18 protein-coding genes are annotated in these 20056 nt (G+C 57.2%); 14 read left to right on the plus strand and 4 right to left on the minus strand.

The window, feature by feature from the left end:
- Nucleotides 1-89: 89 nt before the first annotated feature.
- Both CA832_RS03055 and CA832_RS03060 read left to right on the plus strand, forming a co-directional pair.
- On the plus strand, nt 90-1121 hold the full coding sequence (locus CA832_RS03055; protein ID WP_143542324.1) for a hypothetical protein: 1032 nt from the start codon (nt 90-92) through the stop codon (nt 1119-1121).
- A gap of 114 nt (nt 1122-1235) precedes the next feature.
- Complete coding sequence (locus CA832_RS03060; protein ID WP_088340082.1) at nt 1236-1805, plus strand: hypothetical protein; 570 nt, start codon at nt 1236-1238, stop codon at nt 1803-1805.
- Between the two features lie 516 nt (nt 1806-2321).
- Here the strand turns inward: CA832_RS03060 and CA832_RS03065 are convergent.
- Nucleotides 2322-3578: a glycosyltransferase gene (locus tag CA832_RS03065; RefSeq protein ID WP_088340083.1), complete on the minus strand. Its 1257-nt coding sequence runs from the start codon at nt 3576-3578 to the stop codon at nt 2322-2324.
- A 144-nt stretch (nt 3579-3722) separates the two neighbouring features.
- Between CA832_RS03065 and CA832_RS03070 the strand changes: the two genes are divergently transcribed.
- Entirely contained in the window at nt 3723-5099 is a 1377-nt protein-coding gene (locus tag CA832_RS03070) for an MATE family efflux transporter (protein ID WP_088340084.1), read from the plus strand.
- Nucleotides 5100-5576: 477 nt separating this feature from the next.
- On the opposite strand, the gene ggt is transcribed toward CA832_RS03070, so the two are convergent.
- Together ggt and hemH are read right to left on the minus strand one after the other, a co-directional pair.
- Nucleotides 5577-7268 carry a gamma-glutamyltransferase gene (gene ggt / locus CA832_RS03075; protein ID WP_088340085.1) on the minus strand — a complete coding sequence of 564 codons (1692 nt, stop codon included), beginning with the start codon at nt 7266-7268 and terminating at the stop codon, nt 5577-5579.
- 600 nt (nt 7269-7868) lie between these two features.
- Complete coding sequence (hemH, locus tag CA832_RS03080; RefSeq protein WP_088340736.1) at nt 7869-8900, minus strand: ferrochelatase; 1032 nt, start codon at nt 8898-8900, stop codon at nt 7869-7871.
- A 177-nt stretch (nt 8901-9077) separates the two neighbouring features.
- On the opposite strand from hemH, the gene CA832_RS15250 reads away from it, so the two are divergent.
- Together CA832_RS15250 and CA832_RS03085 are read left to right on the plus strand one after the other, a co-directional pair.
- Nucleotides 9078-9200: a hypothetical protein gene (locus CA832_RS15250; RefSeq protein ID WP_262502075.1), complete on the plus strand. Its 123-nt coding sequence runs from the start codon at nt 9078-9080 to the stop codon at nt 9198-9200.
- A 25-nt stretch (nt 9201-9225) separates the two neighbouring features.
- On the plus strand, nt 9226-10071 hold the full coding sequence (locus CA832_RS03085; protein ID WP_088340086.1) for an N-acetylmuramoyl-L-alanine amidase-like domain-containing protein: 846 nt from the start codon (nt 9226-9228) through the stop codon (nt 10069-10071).
- A 3-nt stretch (nt 10072-10074) separates the two neighbouring features.
- Here the strand turns inward: CA832_RS03085 and CA832_RS03090 are convergent, their stop codons facing one another.
- Nucleotides 10075-10977, minus strand: a complete 903-nt coding sequence (locus CA832_RS03090) for a helix-turn-helix domain-containing protein (protein ID WP_088340087.1) — start codon at nt 10975-10977, stop codon at nt 10075-10077.
- A 187-nt stretch (nt 10978-11164) separates the two neighbouring features.
- Between CA832_RS03090 and hemA the strand changes: the two genes are divergently transcribed.
- From hemA to CA832_RS03135, 9 genes are all read left to right on the plus strand, one after another.
- A complete protein-coding gene (hemA, locus tag CA832_RS03095; protein WP_088340088.1) occupies nt 11165-12421 on the plus strand; it encodes a glutamyl-tRNA reductase in 1257 nt (418 codons plus the stop codon).
- Nucleotides 12418-13332: a hydroxymethylbilane synthase gene (gene hemC / locus CA832_RS03100; RefSeq protein WP_088340089.1), complete on the plus strand. Its 915-nt coding sequence runs from the start codon at nt 12418-12420 to the stop codon at nt 13330-13332. Before hemA ends, hemC begins: the two co-directional genes overlap by 4 nt.
- A complete protein-coding gene (locus tag CA832_RS03105; RefSeq protein ID WP_088340090.1) occupies nt 13329-13991 on the plus strand; it encodes a uroporphyrinogen-III synthase in 663 nt (220 codons plus the stop codon). Before hemC ends, CA832_RS03105 begins: the two co-directional genes overlap by 4 nt.
- Nucleotides 13988-15019 (plus strand): uroporphyrinogen decarboxylase, encoded by a 1032-nt coding sequence (hemE, locus tag CA832_RS03110; protein WP_088340091.1) that lies wholly within the window; start codon nt 13988-13990, stop codon nt 15017-15019. Before CA832_RS03105 ends, hemE begins: the two co-directional genes overlap by 4 nt.
- Entirely contained in the window at nt 15009-15917 is a 909-nt protein-coding gene (gene hemF / locus CA832_RS03115) for an oxygen-dependent coproporphyrinogen oxidase (protein ID WP_088340092.1), read from the plus strand. Before hemE ends, hemF begins: the two co-directional genes overlap by 11 nt.
- Nucleotides 15902-16849: a DUF4421 family protein gene (locus CA832_RS03120; protein WP_088340093.1), complete on the plus strand. Its 948-nt coding sequence runs from the start codon at nt 15902-15904 to the stop codon at nt 16847-16849. Before hemF ends, CA832_RS03120 begins: the two co-directional genes overlap by 16 nt.
- A 6-nt stretch (nt 16850-16855) precedes the next feature.
- Entirely contained in the window at nt 16856-17653 is a 798-nt protein-coding gene (locus CA832_RS03125) for a PhzF family phenazine biosynthesis protein (RefSeq protein ID WP_088340094.1), read from the plus strand.
- Between the two features lie 12 nt (nt 17654-17665).
- Nucleotides 17666-18655: a porphobilinogen synthase gene (gene hemB, locus CA832_RS03130; RefSeq protein ID WP_088340095.1), complete on the plus strand. Its 990-nt coding sequence runs from the start codon at nt 17666-17668 to the stop codon at nt 18653-18655.
- Between the two features lie 182 nt (nt 18656-18837).
- Nucleotides 18838-20043 (plus strand): serine hydrolase domain-containing protein, encoded by a 1206-nt coding sequence (locus tag CA832_RS03135; RefSeq protein ID WP_233131719.1) that lies wholly within the window; start codon nt 18838-18840, stop codon nt 20041-20043.
- Nucleotides 20044-20056 lie beyond the last annotated feature (13 nt).

The following is a 20056-nucleotide window of genomic DNA, read 5'->3' on the forward strand; positions in this document are numbered from 1 at the left end:
TGTTTTTAGCAGGTCTTATTCTCTCAACAATCCTTTTTTTCAAATTCGTTGAAAATTATCGAAATGACTACGATCCAAAAAAATTAAACTTGATTGAAAAGAAGGATGTGGATTTAGAAGGGACCGACCAAATCCACGATTGGCATCTATCCAGCAGTCGGGATGGTGTACAATCCATCCTCTACAATCCTCAGGTTAACCTGCTTTTGGAAACGAGCGAAAACCGCATTGTATGGGAAAACAAGCGCTATGAGGTGCACAATGCCATCAAGGAGAATTTGCCCTATTTCATTTTAAAGATGATAGGAGCTAATAAGGAAACCTTCGACAGCCCCAAGGTGCGGATGAAGACGGAACTGGATCTGGCATGCATCCAGGAGGGGAGGGACATCATCCTCCAAAAATCCAGCTATTTCCGGGACCGGCTCTCCAATACCCTGGCCAATTATATGGTCTATAAAAATGGAAGCCTATTGCTGGATCTTCGAAGCGAGGAATTCCTGATGGACAGAAAGGTAAAACCCCTTTCGGAATCGGGTTTGTCCAACCAGTTGGGCGCGAGTGCGTTGCTCTTTACTTCCGATAAAAAAATCGTGTACCTCAAGCAAGGCCAACGGAGCAACGAAAGTACCGGAAGGCTGGCCCCAGCAGGGTCCGGCTCCTTCGATATCGACGCCAATTGGGGGTCCGATATTCGCTTTAAGGATTACTGTAAAATACACGCCAAGCGGGAGCTTAAGGAAGAGAGTAACCTCAAGGAAGAAGAGGTGATAAGCCTGGAGATTTGCGGCTTTGGCCGGTACCTCTACCGCTGCGGGAAACCGGAGGTTTTTTGCGTGGCTACAACCACGAAAAAATCGGAACAAATCAACATCCGCGTTGTGGAATGGGACTATCAGGACAAACGCATTGTGATGACCCAACACATCGAGGCCTGGACGAAGGATGGGGTTTTAAAAGCCTTGAATGAACTGCTGTTACATCTGGAGCGAACCAACTCCAGGCCAGAGCTCAAGGATGATGTTTCCGGACCCCTGTATTGGAACGTACTCTTCGCCAGGGATTATTTAAGCGCCAAGTCGGAAGCGGAGATGGAGGTTTTCCTAAATGGTATTAAGTAGGCTATTTGGGTAAAGAATTGCCCTCCCCCCACAATCCCCCACCCCATTTCAGCGTTATACCCATAACCCAATCGCTCAGACCCCAAATCTGAAAGAACCTACTGTAGTGTTGTTATGGAAATCCCGAATGTGATCAAGGCCCGTTTGGCGGGTGTTTTCTTTGTGTTGCTGGGGGCCGGAGTGGCCCAGGCCCAGTGCGAAGTCTTTAAGAGCGAAATCACCGATGTAAAGGACTACGAGCTGCGCGTAAGCCAGCTGGCAGATTCCCTGAAAATCCACGCCGAGGCGGCCGCCTTTGCCGCCAAGTACTCCGAAGGCCGCAAGAGCGCCAAAAAAGCCGAATTCCTGGCCGGGGAAGCCCTTAGTGCTGCCCAGGAAGCCGTTACTCTGGCTGCCGAAGCCCAGCACCGGGCCCAGCTCTGTGGCACCGATGCCGTCATCAGCCACTCGGTAAACGCCGAAAGCGCCGCCATTGACGCCCGGGACCTGGCCGACGAGATCTACACCAACGCCAAAAAAGCCTCTTCCGCCCGCAACCTGGGCGACGTCCACTACTACATGCGCCGGGCCCTCTTTGCCGCCCGCCAGGCCCACAAACGCGCCGATGCTGCAGCCTATGCGGCGTATGATGCGTATCATAGTTGTGGCCACAAAGACGGCGTTGCCGCCAGGAGAGGAGAGTAAATCACGCTTTACCAAAGCGCACAAACGTTGTTCATTTTCTTTGCTTGCCCAAAGAAAACGAACCAAAAGAAAGGGCACCTTTTCGGGAGGCAATTGGAATGCTCTCGCATTCCAACCGGAAGGTCAGGGCTAATTCGCCTCCAGGGCTTCGCCGAATCCTAACGCCCTTCCCTTCCTTTGCTGCCGAAAAGGGGTGGTGCCAGCTTCGCCGGCATGGGTTAAGATGCCCCAAGCATGGTAGAGATTACGCTGGCGCCACTGCTATGGCTACCATGCTTCGAGGTATTTTCAAACCTCGGCATAAGTTCTGGAACGTAGTAAATCGAGGAAGGCGTGCGGCCGACGAAGGAGAGCCGTTTACGGAGCAACCGTAGGTTGCGGAGTTTAAGCGGCGGGCAGCACAACTGACGTAGATTTCAAGGGGCAGAACTGAGCCGAAAGCGATTTTTGGCCACTTTTTATCGCCGGAAAAAGTGGCAATAATAAAGCGAACCGAGGTGCAACCTCGGTGAGCTATTAGACTTTAATGATTCGGTCTACAATCTGTTTCCCAAAGTCCTCCCCGGCCATTTCCGCTGCCAGGGCTTCAGCCTGTTTTTTGTAGGCGGGGTTCTCCCATAAATCCTGGATAAGCGGCCGCAGGCGTGCTTCGGATACTTTGGTGATGCCGGGGCCTCTCGGACCTACGCCTTTTTCAGCCAGCAATCGGTTCCACATAAACTGGTCGATGATGTGGGGGACAATCATACTGGCACAGCCATACTTAATGCCCAGGTGGGTGGTGCCGGAGCCCCCGTGGTGGACCATGGCATATACGCGGGGCAGTACCCAGTCGTAGGGGATGCCTTCCACAAAATAAAACTGATCGGTATTATAGTGTTCGGGCTGCACCAGCCCTCCCCCAGCGGTGTTAATAATAGTGGGGATTCCCAGGACTTCCAGAGTTTTCAGGACGATGGTGGTTTTTCCCTCCGGGTCCGGGTTTACCATGCTGCCAAAGGTAAAGAGCAGAACCCTGGAGTGGCGGGCCAGAAAGGCCTCCAACTCCGGCTCCGGGGTCCAGTTCAGGGTCTTGTTGCGCTCCTGGTAGCCCAGTACCTGTACATGACTTCCCCAGTAGGGCGGGCGGGCAAACAGCCCGGGGGAAATCGTATAAATGGCAGGCTGGGTGCGGAGTACTTCCTTAATATTTTTGCTGGTCAATTTCAGCGGGAGCGCGATGCGTTTGGTGTCGGATTGGATTGACTTCACCAACCCGAAATTCGCCAGCCCAAAGGAGGCGCGGTTCAGGCGCCTGCCCCAGTTTTTGTTAAAGGCGATGTGGCTGTGGTGGTCTGTGGGGTGGAGCATGTAAGGCACCGGGCTTACCAGGGTGACCTTCCCGGGGTTGAGCATCCCCCAGACAAAGCTGTAAACGGTCTTGGCATGGTGGACCACCCTGTCCGGCTGTTGCCGCTCCATACAGGCGGCCTGCCGCTCGGCCAGCACCTTGCGCGTGGGAGCAAAGACCTTAGCCATTTTCGCATACGAGCGGACCTTCTGCCAGGTGGTGCCGCTTCCCCCCATCACAATCTTGCCCAGGGGGCTTTCCAATAGGTCCATAAACTCCGGGCCCAGGGATTCAAAGGTGTGGCCCCCGTCCTCGGCCAGGGGCCGGAACTGTTCCGGGAACAGACAAACGGTTTCATGCCCTGCGGCTTTCAGCATATCGGCAATGGCCAGAAAAGGTTCCATGTCGCCGCGGGTGCCGATGGAGGTGAGGAGGATTTTCACAGGTTTAAGGTAGTTAATTCTGAGAACTGTGGCGCACTATGGGTTCCTCCGGGATACGCAAAAGTTTTACTTCTCTTTCCATTCTTTCTCACCCATGGAACCCCTACCTTTGAGGGACGTAATAAGCGGCGTTAGCCGCCATCCATGGCAAAAGTAACCTCAGACCAACTCGGAACGGAGCCCATCGGGCCACTGCTGGTGCGGCAGGCGGTGCCCGCGGCCATCGGCATTTTGGTGATGAGCCTGAATATCCTGGTAGACACCATTTTTGTGGGGAACTGGATCGGGTCCATCGCCATTGCAGCCATCAACGTGGTGCTGCCGGTTTCGTTTTTTATTGCGGCACTGGGGATGGCCATCGGGATTGGTGGAAGTAGCGTGATCTCCAGGGCCCTGGGGGCCAACCAAGATGAAAAGGCGCTTAAAACCTTCGGGAACCAGATAAGCCTGACCATCCTCATTACCGTATCCATGGTGGTGCTGGGGCTGTGGTTTGTGGATGGGCTTATCCCGGCCTTCGGGGGCAAAGGGGGGATCTTTGCCCCGGCTAAGGTGTACTATACCATTGTGCTGTACGGGGTGCCCTTTCTGGCGCTCTGCATGATGGGCAACACGGTTATCCGGGCAGAAGGCAAGCCCAAGTTTGCCATGATCGCCATGATCATCCCTTCGGTAGGGAACCTGGTGCTGGACTACCTGTTTATCTACGTCTTCGACTGGGGGATGCACGGGGCCGCCTGGGCCACCACCGGGAGCTATCTGGTGTGTTTTCTCTACATCCTCTGGTTCTTCTTTTCCAAAAATTCCGAGCTGAAAATCGGGTGGCACCACCTGGCCCTGCACGGTGGTATTTTGAAAGAAATCGGGGGGCTGGGCTTTGTGACCCTGGCGCGGCAGGCCGTTACCTCCGTTACCTATCTCATCCTTAACAACATCTTATTCGAATTGGGCGGGGAGCCCATGGTGGCGGTTTATGCCATCATAGGTCGCATGCTCATGTTCGCCCTCTTCCCCGTCTTCGGGGTTACTCAGGGGTTCCTGCCTATAGCGGGCTTCAACTACGGCGCCCATAAGTATGCTCGTGTTAAGGAGTCCATATACACCGCGATCAAATACGCCGCCCTGGTGGCCACCCTGGTCTTTGTGGTGCTCATGGCCTTTCCGGCGGAGATTGCAGGCCTCTTCCTGAGCGACCGGCCAGACATGTCGCCGGAGGAAGCCGCCAACAATGCCTTTGTCCTGGCCCATACCCCATCGGCCATGCGGTGGGTCTTTGCCGCCACCCCCATCATTGCCATCCAGCTCATAGGCGCCGCCTATTTCCAGGCCATCGGCAAGGCCATCCCGGCCCTGCTGCTCACCCTCACCCGCCAGGGTTTTTTCTTTATCCCCCTCATCCTGGCCCTGCCGTACTTCTTTGGCGAAATCGGGGTGTGGACCAGTTTTGCGATTGCAGATGTGCTCGCTACTGTGGTTACGGGGTATTTTTTGAAGAAGGAGATAGACAGAACTTTAACGTAGTTTTTATCTTGAAAGAGAGAGTAGGGCTCGTCGGCATTGCATGCCGCCTCGCTTTTCTTCATTTCTTTTGCTCGCCCAAAAGAAACGAAGCAAAGAAAACGGCGCCCTCGCTTAGGCGTTTTTGCAGCCTTTGCTGCAAAACCAGGCTTTGGAAGCTAAAAGCAGTCCAAGGTTTCCTGCTTTCTTAACGCTTCCAAAGCCTTACGCTGCACCTCGGGGGGTTGCCGGCTGCGCCGGCATTGGGGAAGGTTCTAGAAGCATGGTAGCGATAGCGGTGGTGTAAGCGGAATCGCGATTTGCGAAGCAAATGGAAAGCGTGGAGCGACCAGCGCCAGCCGCGGTTTTGCGGCCGCAAAAATCGCATCGAATGCTTCGAAAAAAGGTCTTTTTCTTTCTCCCTTTCTTTTGGACCAGCAAAAGAAAGGGAATAAAAAGTGAGCCGTGACGTGTCACGGCGAACTAAACCTCCGGAGGAACCTAATAGCCCGCCGCTTGCCCATCCTTCCGGCTCTCGGAAGCCCCACGGTAGACCTTGTTTTTGGCATCCCACATTATGGCCTGGTACCCGCCGTAGGATCCACGGGTGAATTGGACGGTGTGGCGGCGGTCCATCAAACCGCGGACGGTTTCATAGGGGATGCCGGATTCGACCCGGACGATGCCCCGGCCCCCGCGCTCGCCGGTGGGGCTGGAGCCGCCGGTGTGGTCCCAACGGGGGGCGTCCCCGGCTTCCTGCAGGTTCATGCCGAAGTCGATGAGGTTCATAACGATCTGGCTGTGGCCCTGGGGCTGAAAGTCCCCGCCCATGACCCCGAAGCTCACCCAGGGTGTCCCGTCCTTGGTGATAAAGGCCGGGATGATGGTGTGGAAGGGACGCTTGCCGGGTTCATACGTATTGGCCTGGCCTTCGGTAAGGCTGAAGAGTTCCCCCCGGTCCTGCAGCATAAAGCCGAGCCCGGGAGGCGCCATGCCGGAGCCCATCCCCCGGTAATTGCTCTGGATCAGGGAGACCATATTCCCATACTGGTCGGCAGTCGTCATGTAGATGGTTTCCCCGGCGGAGATTTCCCCGGCCTGGTACTCCCCGGCCCACTCCCGGATCTGCTGGCGGCGGTTGTCCGCATAAGTGTCCGAAAGGAGGGTTTCCATGGGGACCTTGGCGAAATCCATATCTGCATAGTATTTGGCCCGGTCCTCAAAGGCGAGTTTCTTGGCCTCGGTAAACAAATGGAGGTGCTCCGCACTGCCAAATTCGATGTTGGAAAAGTCGTACCCTTCCAGGATTTGCAGCATCTGCAGGGCGGCGATCCCCTGCCCGTTGGGGGGGAGTTCCCAGACGTCGTACCCCCGGTAATTCACGGAAACCGGCGTCACCCATTCGGCCGTATGGCTGGCCAGGTCCTCCTGGGAGAGGAAGCCCCCCTGGGCCTGGATAAAGTCGGCGATGGTCTTGGCGATTTTCCCCTTATAGAAGGCATCCCGCCCCCCTTTGGCGATGGCCCGGTAGGTGTTCGCCAGGAAGGGGTTTTTATAGATTTCCCCCTCGTTGGGCAGCTTCCCGCCGTTTTGGTCGATATAGGTCTCTTTGATATTCGGGAAGCCCTGTCGCATGAAGAAGGGCACCGTATTTTGCATATACCAGGCAATGAGCTGGGTCAGGGGAAAGCCATTCTCGGCATAGTCGATGGCCGGGGCCAATAGTTCCGCCATGGGCATCGTCCCGAATTTACCGTGCAGCTCGAACCAGCCGCTCACCGCCCCGGGTACGCTCACAGGCAGGGGCCCGTGAGAGGGGATTTCCGTCATTCCCTCTTTCTTAAAGTAGTCCAGCGTCAGGCTTTTGGGCGAACGCCCACTGGCATTGAGCCCATAGAGCTGCTGGGTCTTGGCATCCCAGACGATGGCAAACAAGTCGCCCCCAATGCCGCACCCGGTAGGCTCCATAAGGCCCAGGGCCGCGTTGGCGGCAATGGCAGCATCGATAGCCGACCCGCCCTTTTTCAGGATATCCAGCCCAACCTGCGTAGCGAGGGGGTGGCTGGTGGCCACCATCCCGTGCTGGGCAATTACTTCGGACCGCGTGGCATTAAGGGCCCCGGTGATCCGGTCCTGGGCTTGGAGTTGAAAGCTTGCGAAAAGGGAAACGAGAAGAAGGCAAATGCGATTCATGAGGGAGGGTTTTGAAGAGGGGATTAAAGATAAAGAATTGGGAGGCGTTCAGCCAAAAAAGGAAAGTGATAGCTCGCCGGCATTGCATGCCGCCTCGCTTTTCTTCATTTCTTTTGTTCGCCCAAAAGAAACGAAGCAAAGAAAACGGCGCCCTCGCTTAGGCGTTTTTGCAGCTCACACTGCAAAACCAGGCTTTGGAAGCTAAAAGCGGTCCAAGGCTTCCCACTTTCTTTACGCTTCCAAAACCTTACGCTGAATCTCGGGGGTATGCCGGCTTTGCCGGCATTGGGTATATTTTTCGAAGCATGGCAGCGATAGCGGTGGCGTAAGCAAAACCTCGGCATAAGTTCTGAACCGTAGTAAATCGAGGAAGGCGTGCGGCCGACGAAGGAGAGCCGCTTACGGAGCAGCCGGAGGATGCGGAGTCTAAGCGGCGGGCGGCGCAACTGACGTAGATTTCAAGGGGCAGAACTGAGCCGAAAGCGATTTTTGGCCACTTTTTATCGCCAGAAAAAGTGGCAATAGAAAAGCGAGCCGGCGCGCCACGCCGGCGAGCAACTCCTTGGAAAAGAAGTTTCAGGCTGGGATAATCAAGAGGATTTATACAGGCAACTTTCCTTCTTCTGCCCAATCATTTACCCAACGGGCCATGAGCGATACCCAGTCGTCCCGGTCGTTCAGGCAGGGGATGTGGATGTAGTCGGTGCCCCCGGCTTCCAGGAATTCCTCCTTGCCCTCCATGGCGATTTCCTCGAGGGTTTCCAGGCAGTCGCTCACAAAGGCGGGGGTAATGACCACCAGGCGTTTTTTGCCTTCTTTGGCAAAGCGCTCCAGCTCGTAATCGGTATAGGGCTTCAGCCACGGGTCTCCGGCCAGGCGGCTTTGGAAGGAGGTGCTCACCTTGTCTTCCGGCAGGTTCAGGGCTTTTTTCACCAGCTCCGTGGTGTCGTAGCACTGGTGGCGGTAGCAGGTATGGTGGGCCACCGAGTTAACGGAGCAGCACTTCCCGTCTATTTTGCAGTGGAAGCGGGTGGGGTCCGATTTGCGGATGTGGCGCTCCGGCACCCCGTGGTAGGAGAACAGGATATGGTCGTATTCGAAGTTTTCCAACCCTTCCGCAATGGAGCGGGACAGGGTTTCGATGTACTCCGGGTTGCGGTAGAAGGCGGGCATGGTGGTGACCTGCATCTGCGGGAACTGGGCCTCTTGGACCTCCAGGGCCTTGACCACCACCGTCTCGTAGGAACTCATGGCGTAATGGGGGTAGAGGGGCACCAGCAGGACCTCGGTAACGCCCTTGGCCTGCAGCTCCGCCATCCCCTCGGCAATACTGCCGGAACCATAGCGCATCCCCAGGGCCACCGGGAGCTCGGTCTGGGCCTGCACCTTTTCGCGGAACCGCTCGGAGAGGACAATCAGGGGCGAGCCCTCTTCCCACCAGATTTTGGAGTAGGCTTTGGCCGATTTCTTGGGCCGGGTATTTAGGATGATCCCGCGGACCAGAAAGGTCCTGAGCCATTTCGGGGCGTCAATGACCCGCTCGTCCATCAGGAACTCGTCCAGGTAGGGTTTTACGTCTTTCGGGGTGGGGCTGTCCGGGGAGCCCAGGTTAACCAGTAATACGCCTTTCATCTGCGAGGGTTTAGCCGGTGAGGTTGTTTGCGGTTGTGCAAAAATACAGGTTGCCGGGGAATCTCCCCCCTGCGGGCCCGCATCAATTGCAAATGCCGCCATAAATAAAAACAATTCGGGCCACAGCATTGGCTTTGGCCCTTAAATTTCATAGTTTCCCATAGGAATTCGCACCCTATGCTGCAAGAGATTTTACAGGACGACACCCAACGCTCCATCCGCTACCTGAGCCTGGCCCGCACCCGGGTACAGTTCCTGCAGAATCATAACCCAGAGGCAACACAAGATCCCCGGGGCTGATGTACCTTTAGATAAAAATTGCCGCATGCGTCATCTCTTCATTTTCTTCTTCCTCGTCGTCACGGGCCTGAGCGCCCAGCACCGGCTCCTGCATTACGATACCCAGGACCAGGCCTTATTTGAAAGTCTGGGGACGGCTGTGGAAAATGCCCCGGATTCGGCCATGGGCCCGGCCATGGTGCAGGTAGGGAAAGCCCTGCTGGGAACCCCCTATGTGGGCAAGACCCTGGAGATTGGGGAGAAGGAGATGCTGGTGGTAAACCTGCGGGGGCTGGATTGTACCACCTTCGTGGAAAACGCCCTGGTCATGGGCCGCCTCGCCGGAGAAGGGCAGTGGGACTGGGACCGCTACCTGCAACTGCTCGAACAGGTGCGCTACCGCAAGGGCAAGCTGGACGGGTATGCTTCCCGGTTGCATTACTTTACCGAGTGGATCCGCGACAACCAGGACAAGGGGCTGGTGCGTAACATTACCGAAGAGCTTTACGGGGTTACCGTCTACAAGAAAATCGACTTTATGGGGACCCACCGGGAGCTCTATCCCTTTCTGGCCTCGGATGCCAACTTTAAAAAACTCCGGGACATTGAAAAGGAACTTTCCGGCGCCCCCCTCTGTATCCTGCCCCGGGAAGAAGTGGCCCAGCGGGAATCCCTTTTGCAGGATGGGGACATTATTGCCCTGGCCACCGACATCGAAGGCCTGGACGTGACTCATACAGGCCTGGCTGTCCGGATGGACAGCGGGCGCATCCACCTGCTCCACGCCTCCACCGTAGGAGAAGTGGTCATCAGCGAGAAGCCCCTGGCAGACTACCTGCAGGGGGTAAAGCGCAATGTGGGGATTATTGTGGCCCGCCCCCTGAACCCGTAAGGGCTACCGCCCCTGCTGTGCGAGGGACATCAGGTATTTCTTGGGGGTGGTGTGGTATTTCTTGCGGAAGGCCGCGATAAAATGGCTGGCGGTGCTGTATCCCACTTTTAACCCCACTTCATTTACGTTGTACTTCCCGCTCTCCAGCATTTTCCGGGCGTATTCCATCTTGTGGTCGAAAAGGAAGCTGTAGACCGAGTCCCCGTAGATCTGTTTGAACCCTTCCTTGAGTTTTTTCAGGGGTAGCCCGATTTCCAGGGCCAGTTCCTTGAGGCTGGGGGGCTCCGCCATGCGTTCGATGACGATTTCCTTGGCCTGGCGGATGCGGCGCAGGCTTTCCTCATCTTCCAGGAAGGGGCATTGCTCATCCTGGGGGTCTGCATTCCGGTTGAAATAGAGGGAGAGCCATTCATAGACCTTGGCCTTTTCGTAGAGCAGCTGCACCGAGGGGTGGAGGTTGGCATTCCACAGTTGGCTCAGTACCAGGGCCAGGGAAGGGGAAACGGGGTGTTGCTGGTAGTATTTTTTGTCCGAATAATCCGGGTTCAGAAAGGGGATGACATCGGCCTCTTCCGAGAAAAGGGCGTGGAAGGCGCGGATGGGGATCAGCAAAGACAGCATGCGCGTACCGGGGTCCAGGTCGGTTTCCAGGGGGAGTTCTGCGGTGGGGTTGTAGAGGACCTGGGCGTGTTCGGCCCCGAGTTCCATGATGTAATGCCCGCCGTTGTAGCGAAACTGCACCCGGCCCCGGAGGCAGCAGTGGATCTGGAGCAAGCCTTTGGGTACCGGATGCCGGGCACGCATGACCTGTTCCGATGGGTTTTCCACCCGCAACAGGCTGAAATCCGGTTCCACCAAATGGATGTGATATGAACCGCTGGCGATATTTTTGTCTGGGGTTTTCATGTCAAGAAGTAGACAAATTATTTAGAACAGGTCTAAATAGAGAATCCTAAAAGACCCGTATTTCCTGCAAAAGTACTGGAATTCTCCGGTTTGGCGCAAAACAAGTGCCCGGAATACCCGAAACGGTATTAATAGACCTTCTGGCGTTATTTTTGGCCGGGGAATCCCCTTACTTTTGTGCGTCTCCATGAAGAAGTACCATATTTCCAGGCATAGCCGCTTCATCACGGTCGGGTTGAATTATGAAAAGGCCGATGTAGAAACCCGGGGGAAGTTCGCATTGCTTCCCGAGGCCGGGGAGACCTTGCTGGACCAGGCCCTGTCTGAAGGCATCGATGGGCTGCTGGTCACCAGCACCTGCAACCGCACCGAGCTCCACGGTTTTGCCGAAACGCCCCAACACCTCGTCCGCTTGCTGTGTGCCCACAGTGCCGGGACCGAGGCGGAATTCCATACGGTGGGGTATGTGTACGAGAACCAGGACGCCATTGCCCACCTGTTCCGGGTGGGGTCGGGGCTCGACAGCCAGATCCTGGGGGACTTCGAGATCATTAGCCAGCTGAAAAAAGCCTTCGTCCAGTCCCGGGAGAAGGGCCTGACCAACCCCTTTCTGGAACGGCTCACCAACGCCATCATCCAGGCCAGCAAACGCATCAAGAATGAAACCGGCCTCTCCAGCGGGGCTACCTCCGTGGCCTTTGCCTCGGTGCAATACCTCCTGGCACGGGTGCCAGAGATTTCCCAGAAGCGCATCCTGCTCTACGGCACCGGGAAAATAGGCCGCAACACCTGCCAGAACCTGGTCAAGCATACCGGGCACAGCGGCATCACCCTCATCAACCGGACCCTGGAACGGGCCGAGGCCCTGGGCAGCAAACTCCGCCTGGAGGTACGCCCGGTGGAAGACCTGCAGGCCGAGGTGGCAGCCGCCGATGTCATCGTGGTGGCCACCGGGGCGCCAACCCCTACTTTGAAAGCTGCGGATATCGCCCCGGACAAGCCCCGGTGGGTGTTGGATTTATCGATCCCCGCCAACGTGGAACCGGCCGTGGGCCAGCTCGAGGGGACTACCCTGGTGGACCTGGACCAGCTCTCCCGCATTACGGACCAGACCCTTCGCCAGCGGGAGGCATTTATCCCCCAGGCCGAGGCGATTATCTCCGAAGTGCGGGAGGAATTCAGCCAGTGGCTGGAAAGCCGGCGTTTTGCCCCCATCCTCCGGGCGTTAAAACGCAAGCTCCAGACCATGAAGGAGGAAGAGCTGGATTTCCAATCCAAAAAAATAGAGGGCTTCGACATGGGCCAGGCCGATGCTGTTACCGACCGCGTCATCAACAAGATTACACGTCAGTTTGCGAACCACCTGAAGGATTCCGATATTGACACCGAGGAATACCTGGACCTCATTAGCCGGGTCTTCCAGCTAGAAACCCACCAATCATGAGCAAACCGCTGCGCATTGGCACGCGCGACAGTGAACTGGCCCTGTGGCAGGCCCAGACCGTTATGGGCCTTTTGAAGGCCGAAGGCGTGCAGGCGGAACTCTCCCCTGTTAAGTCCACCGGGGACCTGATCCTGGACAAACCCCTTTACGAACTGGGCATTACCGGAATTTTCACCAAGACCCTGGATGTGGCCCTGCTGCGGGGCGACATCGACCTGGCCGTCCACTCCATGAAGGACGTCCCTACGGCGTTGCCCAAGGGGATCGTGCCCGTTGCAGTGCTCAAGCGGGCGAACCCCAAGGACATCCTGGTCCATAAGGGCCTGGATTTTCTGAATGAAGAGGGGATTATCGCGACCGGGAGCCTGAGGCGTAAAGCCCAATGGCTGCGCCGCTACCCCCTGCACGAAGTGGTAGACCTAAGAGGCAATGTCAATACCCGGCTGCGGAAGCTGGACGAGTCCGAATGGAACGCTGCCATTTTTGCGGCGGCCGGCCTGGAACGCATCGGGCTGCTGCCCGAGCAGCACACCGTCCTGGACTGGATGGTCCCGGCCCCGGCCCAGGGGGCTATGCTGGTGGTAGCCCGGGAGGGCGACCAAGAGGCAGCGGCGCAAACCGCATTTCTGCACCATGCCCAAACCGATAGCTGTGTGCGGGCCGAACGGGCCTTTTTACGGGAACTGGAAGGGGGCTGTACCGCGCCTATAGGTGCCCTGGCCCGGATGGAAAAAGGGAAAATGTCCTTTACAGGAGGCCTGTTTGCCCTGGATGGTTCCCAGGAAATACGGGTGGAGCGCACTTCGGATGGGAAAGACCCCGAAGGTTTCGGTCGCAACTGCGCCCGGGAAGTCCTGGAGCGGGGAGGCGACGCCCTGATGCAAACCATCCGTAAAACCCTCTCCCGATGATACGGGTCCTCAGTACCAAAACCCTCACCGAAGCCCAGCGCCGGATGCTGCCTGTGGACACTTTCTCCCTGGAAGAGTACGATGCGCTTAGGGTGCAACTGCACCCGGTGGAGGTGGATTGGGCGCCCAATGATTTGCTGGTGTTCACCAGCGGGAATACCGTGCGCGCCTGTTTCCCGGAAGGGGTTGCGCGGGAGCGCTACCAGGTGTGTTGCGTGGGGCGGAAAACGGCCCGGGCCCTTGAAGCGGCCGGGCAGGATGTAAAAGCCGTTTTCCTCGATGCCGAGGCGCTTGCGGCCTGCGTCATCGAAAAAAATACCCATCAGAATATTGTCTTTTTCAGCGGGAACCGCAGGCTCGATACCCTGCCGGAAGCGCTTGCGAAGTCCGGGCGGGCCTACCGGGAGAAGGAAGTCTATGCCACGGATCTGAATCTGCAGAAGTTTGACACCCCCTTCGATGCCGTCCTGTTTTTCAGCCCCAGCGGGGTGCAGGCCTATGTGGGGCAGAATAGCCTTGGGGGAGCCCTTGCCGTGTGTATAGGCCCCACCACTGCGGGAGAAGCTAAAAAATATACCGATCGGATTGCCATGGCCCCCACCCCGGAGGTGGAGGCTGTCTTGCAAACCCTTATCAACGAAACCATAGCCCAGGAATGACACCACCCAAAAATGACCTCTTCTTACGCGCCCTCAGGGGCGAAAGCGTTTCCCGCCCTCCCGTCTGGATGATGCGGCAGGCGGGCCGCTACCTACCGGAATTTATCGAATTGCGCGAGCAGTATGATTTTTTCACACGCTGTGAGACCCCGGAACTGGCCTCTGAAATTACCGTTCAACCCATCCGCCGCTATGGGATGGATGCGGCCATCCTCTTCAGCGATATTCTGGTGGTCCCGCAGGCCATGGATATCGAGGTGCAAATGAAACCCGGGGTGGGACCCTGGCTCCCGCAGCCGGTCCGAACAGCCCAGGATGTGGCTCGCGTGGGCGTGCCGGACCCGGAGGAGCGGTTGGGCTATGTGATGGAGGCTATCCGGATGACCCTCGACAAATTGGACGGGCAGGTCCCCCTAATTGGGTTTGCCGGAGCCCCCTGGACTATTTTCTGCTATTGCGTACAGGGACAGGGCAGCAAGAATTTTGACACGGCCAAGGCCCTTTGTTTTACGGAGCCGGAAACGGCCCATGCGCTGTTGCAAAAAATCACGGACACCACCATTGCCTACCTCAAAGCGAAGGTACGTGCAGGGGTACACGCGGTACAGCTCTTCGATTCCTGGGGCGGGATGCTTTCCCCCGAGGATTACCGGGAATTCTCCTGGACCTATATGCAGCAGATCGTGGATGCCCTTAAGGACCATGCTCCGGTTATTGTATTTGCCAAAGGGTGCTGGTTTGCCCTGGAGGAAATGGCTGCCAGCGGGGCTTCCGCCCTTGGGGTAGACTGGACGGTTTCCCCCCAGGTGGCCCGCAAACTGAGCGGGGGGAAGATTACCCTGCAGGGGAATTTTGACCCGTCCCGCCTGCTGTCGCCCCCGGAAACCATCCGGAAAATGGTGCATGAGATGATTCGCGGTTTTGGCAAGGACCGCTATATTGCCAACCTGGGGCACGGGATCCTGCCCAATATTCCCCTGGAAAATGCCGGGGCCTTTATCCGGGCCGTACAGGAATATGAAGGATAAGTTCTACGCCTATATCTGCGAACTGCAGGACCGGATTACCGGAGCCCTGGAAACCGAGGACGGGAAAGCCGCCTTCCGCGAAGACCTCTGGGAACGCCCGGGAGGGGGTGGGGGCCGCACCCGCGTCATAGAAAACGGCGATGTCTTCGAAAAAGGGGGGGTAAATATCTCGGCGGTCCACGGGACCCTGCCCGAAAGCATGCAGAAGTATTTTGGCGTGGGGCCTTCGGAGTTTTACGCCTGCGGGTTGAGCCTGGTGCTGCACCCGCGCAGCCCCATGGTGCCTACCGTACACGCCAATTGGCGGTATTTTGAATTGTATGGCCCGGATGGACAGGTGGCCGACCAGTGGTTTGGCGGGGGGCAGGATTTAACCCCATATTACCTCTTTGAAGCGGATGCGAGCCACTTCCACCAGGTATGCAAGCGGGCATGCGATGCCCACCACCCGGATTTTTATGCGCGCTACAAGGAAAAGTGCGACGGGTATTTCTGGAACCACCACCGGGGGGAAGCCCGGGGCGTTGGCGGCCTCTTTTTTGACTACCTGAGGCCGGAAGAAGGGCGCAGTGCAGCGGACTGGTACGCCTTTGTGACCGGGGTGGGAGATTCCTTCCTGGAGGCCTACCTGCCCATTGTTAAGGCGCGCAAGGCCCTTACGTATGGGGAGGCAGAGCGGGCGTGGCAGGAAATCCGCCGCGGGCGCTATGTGGAATTCAACCTGGTCCACGATAAGGGGACTCTTTTTGGCCTGCGAACCCAGGGCAGGATTGAAAGCATCCTGATGAGCCTCCCGCCTGTGGTACAATGGCAGTATGACCACCATCCCGAGCCGGGTTCCCGGGAAGCCCAACTGGTAGAGGTCCTTCAAAACCCCAGGGAATGGGTCGCTGGGTAAGATATATATGGTTCCTTTTTCCAGCCCTTGCCATAGGGCAATCCGATCTTGATACCACTCGGTACTTTAAAACCTATCCCGAAGCCCTTACCCTCAGGACCTCGGCTACCTTAACCGGTAACAGCTTTGTATTCAGGGATCTGGGAAATGATATACGCTATACCCTTAACCCGATCCGGAGTACCCACTTCCAGACTTCCCTGCAGTTCCGGGCACTGGAATTGGGCTTTGGTTTTTCGCCCGGGTGGCTTAACCCGGACCGGGAGCTGGAAGGCAGCCGCCTTTTCAATATGGATTTCCGGATTTATGCCGGGAAATGGATGCAGACCTTTACCTACCTGGACCAGGAGGGGTTCCGCGCAGACCTGGACGGGACAACCTTTTACTTTCCCTCTTTCGGGACCCGGAAGGTGGGTGGGAGTACCTCCTATGTGGTGAACCCCAAATTCTCCTTCCGTTCCCTTTTTGGGCAGAACGAGTGGCAACTGCAGAGCGCCGGGAGTTTTGTGCCCCGGCTGCTGGCCTACTATACCCGCTACCGGGCCAACCTCGGGGAGGGGGAGGATACCCTGCATACTTTCGATATTGGCATTGGCCCGGGGTATCACTACAACTGGGTCCTCCACGAGCGGTGGATGCTCTCCGCGGGGAACACCACGGGCCTGGGCATCAGTTTCCTGGATTCCGGCCCGGAAACCACCAGCTACTGGCTATGGGAAACCCAGTTCCGGGCAACCCTGGCCTATAACACCGATACGTTTTTTGCCGGGGTGGGCGGGCAATATACCTTTTACGAACACGCCGCCGGCCGCGACCTGAGGTTAGACGACCGGATCTATTACCTCCAGTTTTTTGTGGGCTACCGCTTTCGGGCACCCGATAGCTGGAACGCTGCGGCAGCGCGAATAAATCGTACATTTGGGTGGGATTGACACCTTATGAAGACACAAGAAATTTATCAGGTAGATGCATTTGCCTCCGAACTGTTCCGCGGCAACCCGGCAGCGGTGTGCATTCTGGAGCAATGGCTGCCGGTATCCCTGATGCAGGCCATCGCATCGGAAAACAACCTCTCTGAAACGGCGTTTGCCGTGCCCGAAGGGGAGTCCACCTACGCCATCCGCTGGTTTACTCCCGAAAATGAAGTGGCCCTCTGCGGCCACGCGACCCTGGCCACCGCCCATGTGCTCTTCGAAACCCGGGAGCCCCAGGCGCAGGAACTGCGTTTTCAGAGCCGGGAACGGGGAGCCCTCCGCGTTCGCCGCAAAGGGGAATGGCTGGAACTGGACTTTCCGGCCGAACGGCCCAGGGAAGCCAAAATGCCACAGGGCCTGGCTGCAGCTTTGGGCAAAATGCCCGACGCCTGTTACAAGGGGTTAACCGATTATATGCTGGTCTATCCCGACCAGGAAACCATAGAAAGCCTGGACCCGGACCACTACAGCCTGGGAAAAATCGATTGCCGGGGTGTTATTGTAACGGCCCCCGGGGTGGAAGCCGACTTTGTCTCCCGATTTTTTGCTCCCCGCTGCGGGGTGCCCGAGGACCCGGTTACCGGATCGGCCCATACCCTGCTAATCCCGTATTGGTCCGAAGAACTGGGCAAGGAAACCCTGCTGGCCCGACAACTTTCCCGCAGGGGAGGGGAGCTGCAGTGCCAGGATCGCGGGCAGCGCGTGGGCATTGCAGGCCGTGCCATAACTTACATGAAAGGGGAGATCTACCTCCCGGAATGACAACTACCCGATATGGATTTGCTTAGAAGGAACCGAAGACTCAGAACCCACCCCTCCATCCGGGCCATGGTGCGCGAAACCACCCTGACCCCGGACGACTTCATCGTGCCGCTCTTTGTGGCCGAAGGCAAACGGTTGCGTGATGAAATCCCCTCCATGCCGGGGTACTACCGCCTGAGCCTGGACACCCTGGCCGCGGAGGTTAAATCACTCTGGGGCATGGGCCTGAAGTCTGTCCTGCTCTTTGTAAAAGTGGCCGACAGCCTTAAGGACAACGCCGGAGCGGAAGCCCTGAACCCGGACGGGCTCATGCAGCGGGCCGTCCGTACCGTAAAGGAGGCCTGCCCGGGGATGTGGGTCATGACCGATGTGGCCCTGGACCCGTTCTCGGCTTATGGCCATGATGGGATAGTAGCCCATGGGAAAATCCTAAACGATGCCACGGCTGAGGTCCTGGCAGAGATGTCTGTTTCCCACGCCCAGGCGGGTGCCGATATGGTTGCGCCAAGCGACATGATGGACGGTCGCATTCAGGTCATCCGCCAGGGGCTCGATGCCGCCGGGTATACGGATACCGGGATCATGAGCTACAGTGCCAAATACGCCAGCGCCTTTTACGGGCCGTTCAGGGATGCACTGGATTCGGCCCCGGTTGCCGCAGAGCAGGTGCCTGCAGACAAGAAGACCTACCAGATGGACCCGGCCAACCGCATCGAAGCCCTGCGGGAAACCGAAATGGACATTGCCGAGGGGGCCGATATCGTTATGGTTAAGCCCGGGCTCTGCTACCTTGATATTGTCCGGGAGGTCCGGGATGCCTTCGATGTGCCCGTAGCGGTATACCAGGTATCCGGGGAATATGCCATGCTTAAGGCCGCCGCCGAAAAAGGCTGGCTGGACCACGATGCGGTCATGATGGAACAACTGCTCTCCATTAAGCGGGCCGGGGCGGACTTAATCGCCAGTTACTTCGCCCGGGACGCCGTTTCCCTATTGGGCTAACCCATTGGCAGATGCTTCCAAAGGTTTCTTGCAAATTGATTTATAGGTTCTTAACAGGGTCGACTTCTCGTTTAGCTTTATTTGTACTACTTGGTATAAATGTAGTTGCATCCCAACAGGATCCGGGAATCCGGGAGGCTACGGAACCTTCCGGAGCCCTGGAATGGACCTCTTTTCGGGAGATGCAGCTCGATTCTGCAGCCCTCTACCGGCAGGTGGATTCCCTCATGCAACTCGGCATACGGGAAGAGGCGTTTCCCGGGGCCCAGCTCCTGGTCGCCTACCAGGGCAGGAAGGTCTTCCACCGGGCCTACGGATTCCACACATACGATAGCCTGGAGGCCGTGGCCCCCACCGATATGTACGACCTGGCATCGGTCACCAAGATTGCAGCTGCCCTGCCGGCCGTTATGAAACTGGCAGAGGCGGGGTTGGTAGACCTGGATGCCCCCATGGCGGACTACTGGAAGCCCTGGAGGCGCAGACGGGATAAACGGGAGCTCACCCTCAGGGAAATCCTGGCCCACCAGGCCGGGCTGCAACCCTATATTGTTTACCTGACCGATGTCCTCCGTAAGGGCGATCTCAAAAAGCGGTTTGTCCGAGAAACGCCCCATAGGCGGTATTCTCTAAGAGCGTATGACAACCTGTACGTCCGGGACAGGTTTGTCCGTAAAATCTACCGGAAAGCCAACAGGTCTGAGGTGTCCGAAGAAAAAACCTATCGGTATTCCGGATTGACTTTTCTGCTGTTTCCACAAGTAGTGGAGGACCTTACAGGCACGGCTTTTGCGCCTTTCCTGCGCAAAGAGGTATACGACCCCATGGGGCTGGAAGACCTGGTTTTCCTGCCGCGACTGAACCGCCCGGGGGCGCGGATCGTCCCCACGGAGGTAGATACCCTGTACCGCAAAACCCTTACCCAGGGTTGGGTGCACGATGAGAACGCCTCCCTGATGGGGGGTATTTCCGGAAATGCAGGGCTTTTCGGAACCGCGGACAACCTGGCGGTGCTCATGCAGTGTTATGCGGATTATGGCCGGTATAAGGGCAGGCAGGTCCTGGATTCGGCGGTAGTGGCAGAGTTTATAAGGGTTCAGTTTCCGGAAAACGAGAACCGCAGGGGCCTTGGCTTCGACAAACCGCTCCTGGACAACACCAGCCTAGGCCTGGAGGAAGCCTACCCGGCACCCGGGGCCAGCCCAAAGAGTTTCGGCCACAGCGGGTTTACGGGTACTTTTGTCTGGGCAGATCCCGAGTACCAATTGGTATTTATTTTTCTTTCCAACCGGGTCTATCCCAGCAGGGAACATCGTAAACTCTATGAAGAAAACCTGCGCAGCCGCCTGCATGAGCTTTTCTATCAGGCGCTTATTCCCAAACCCTGATCGGTGTCGAATG

The organism is Robiginitalea sediminis (assembly GCF_002198115.1).
Taxonomy (GTDB): domain Bacteria; phylum Bacteroidota; class Bacteroidia; order Flavobacteriales; family Flavobacteriaceae; genus Robiginitalea; species Robiginitalea sediminis.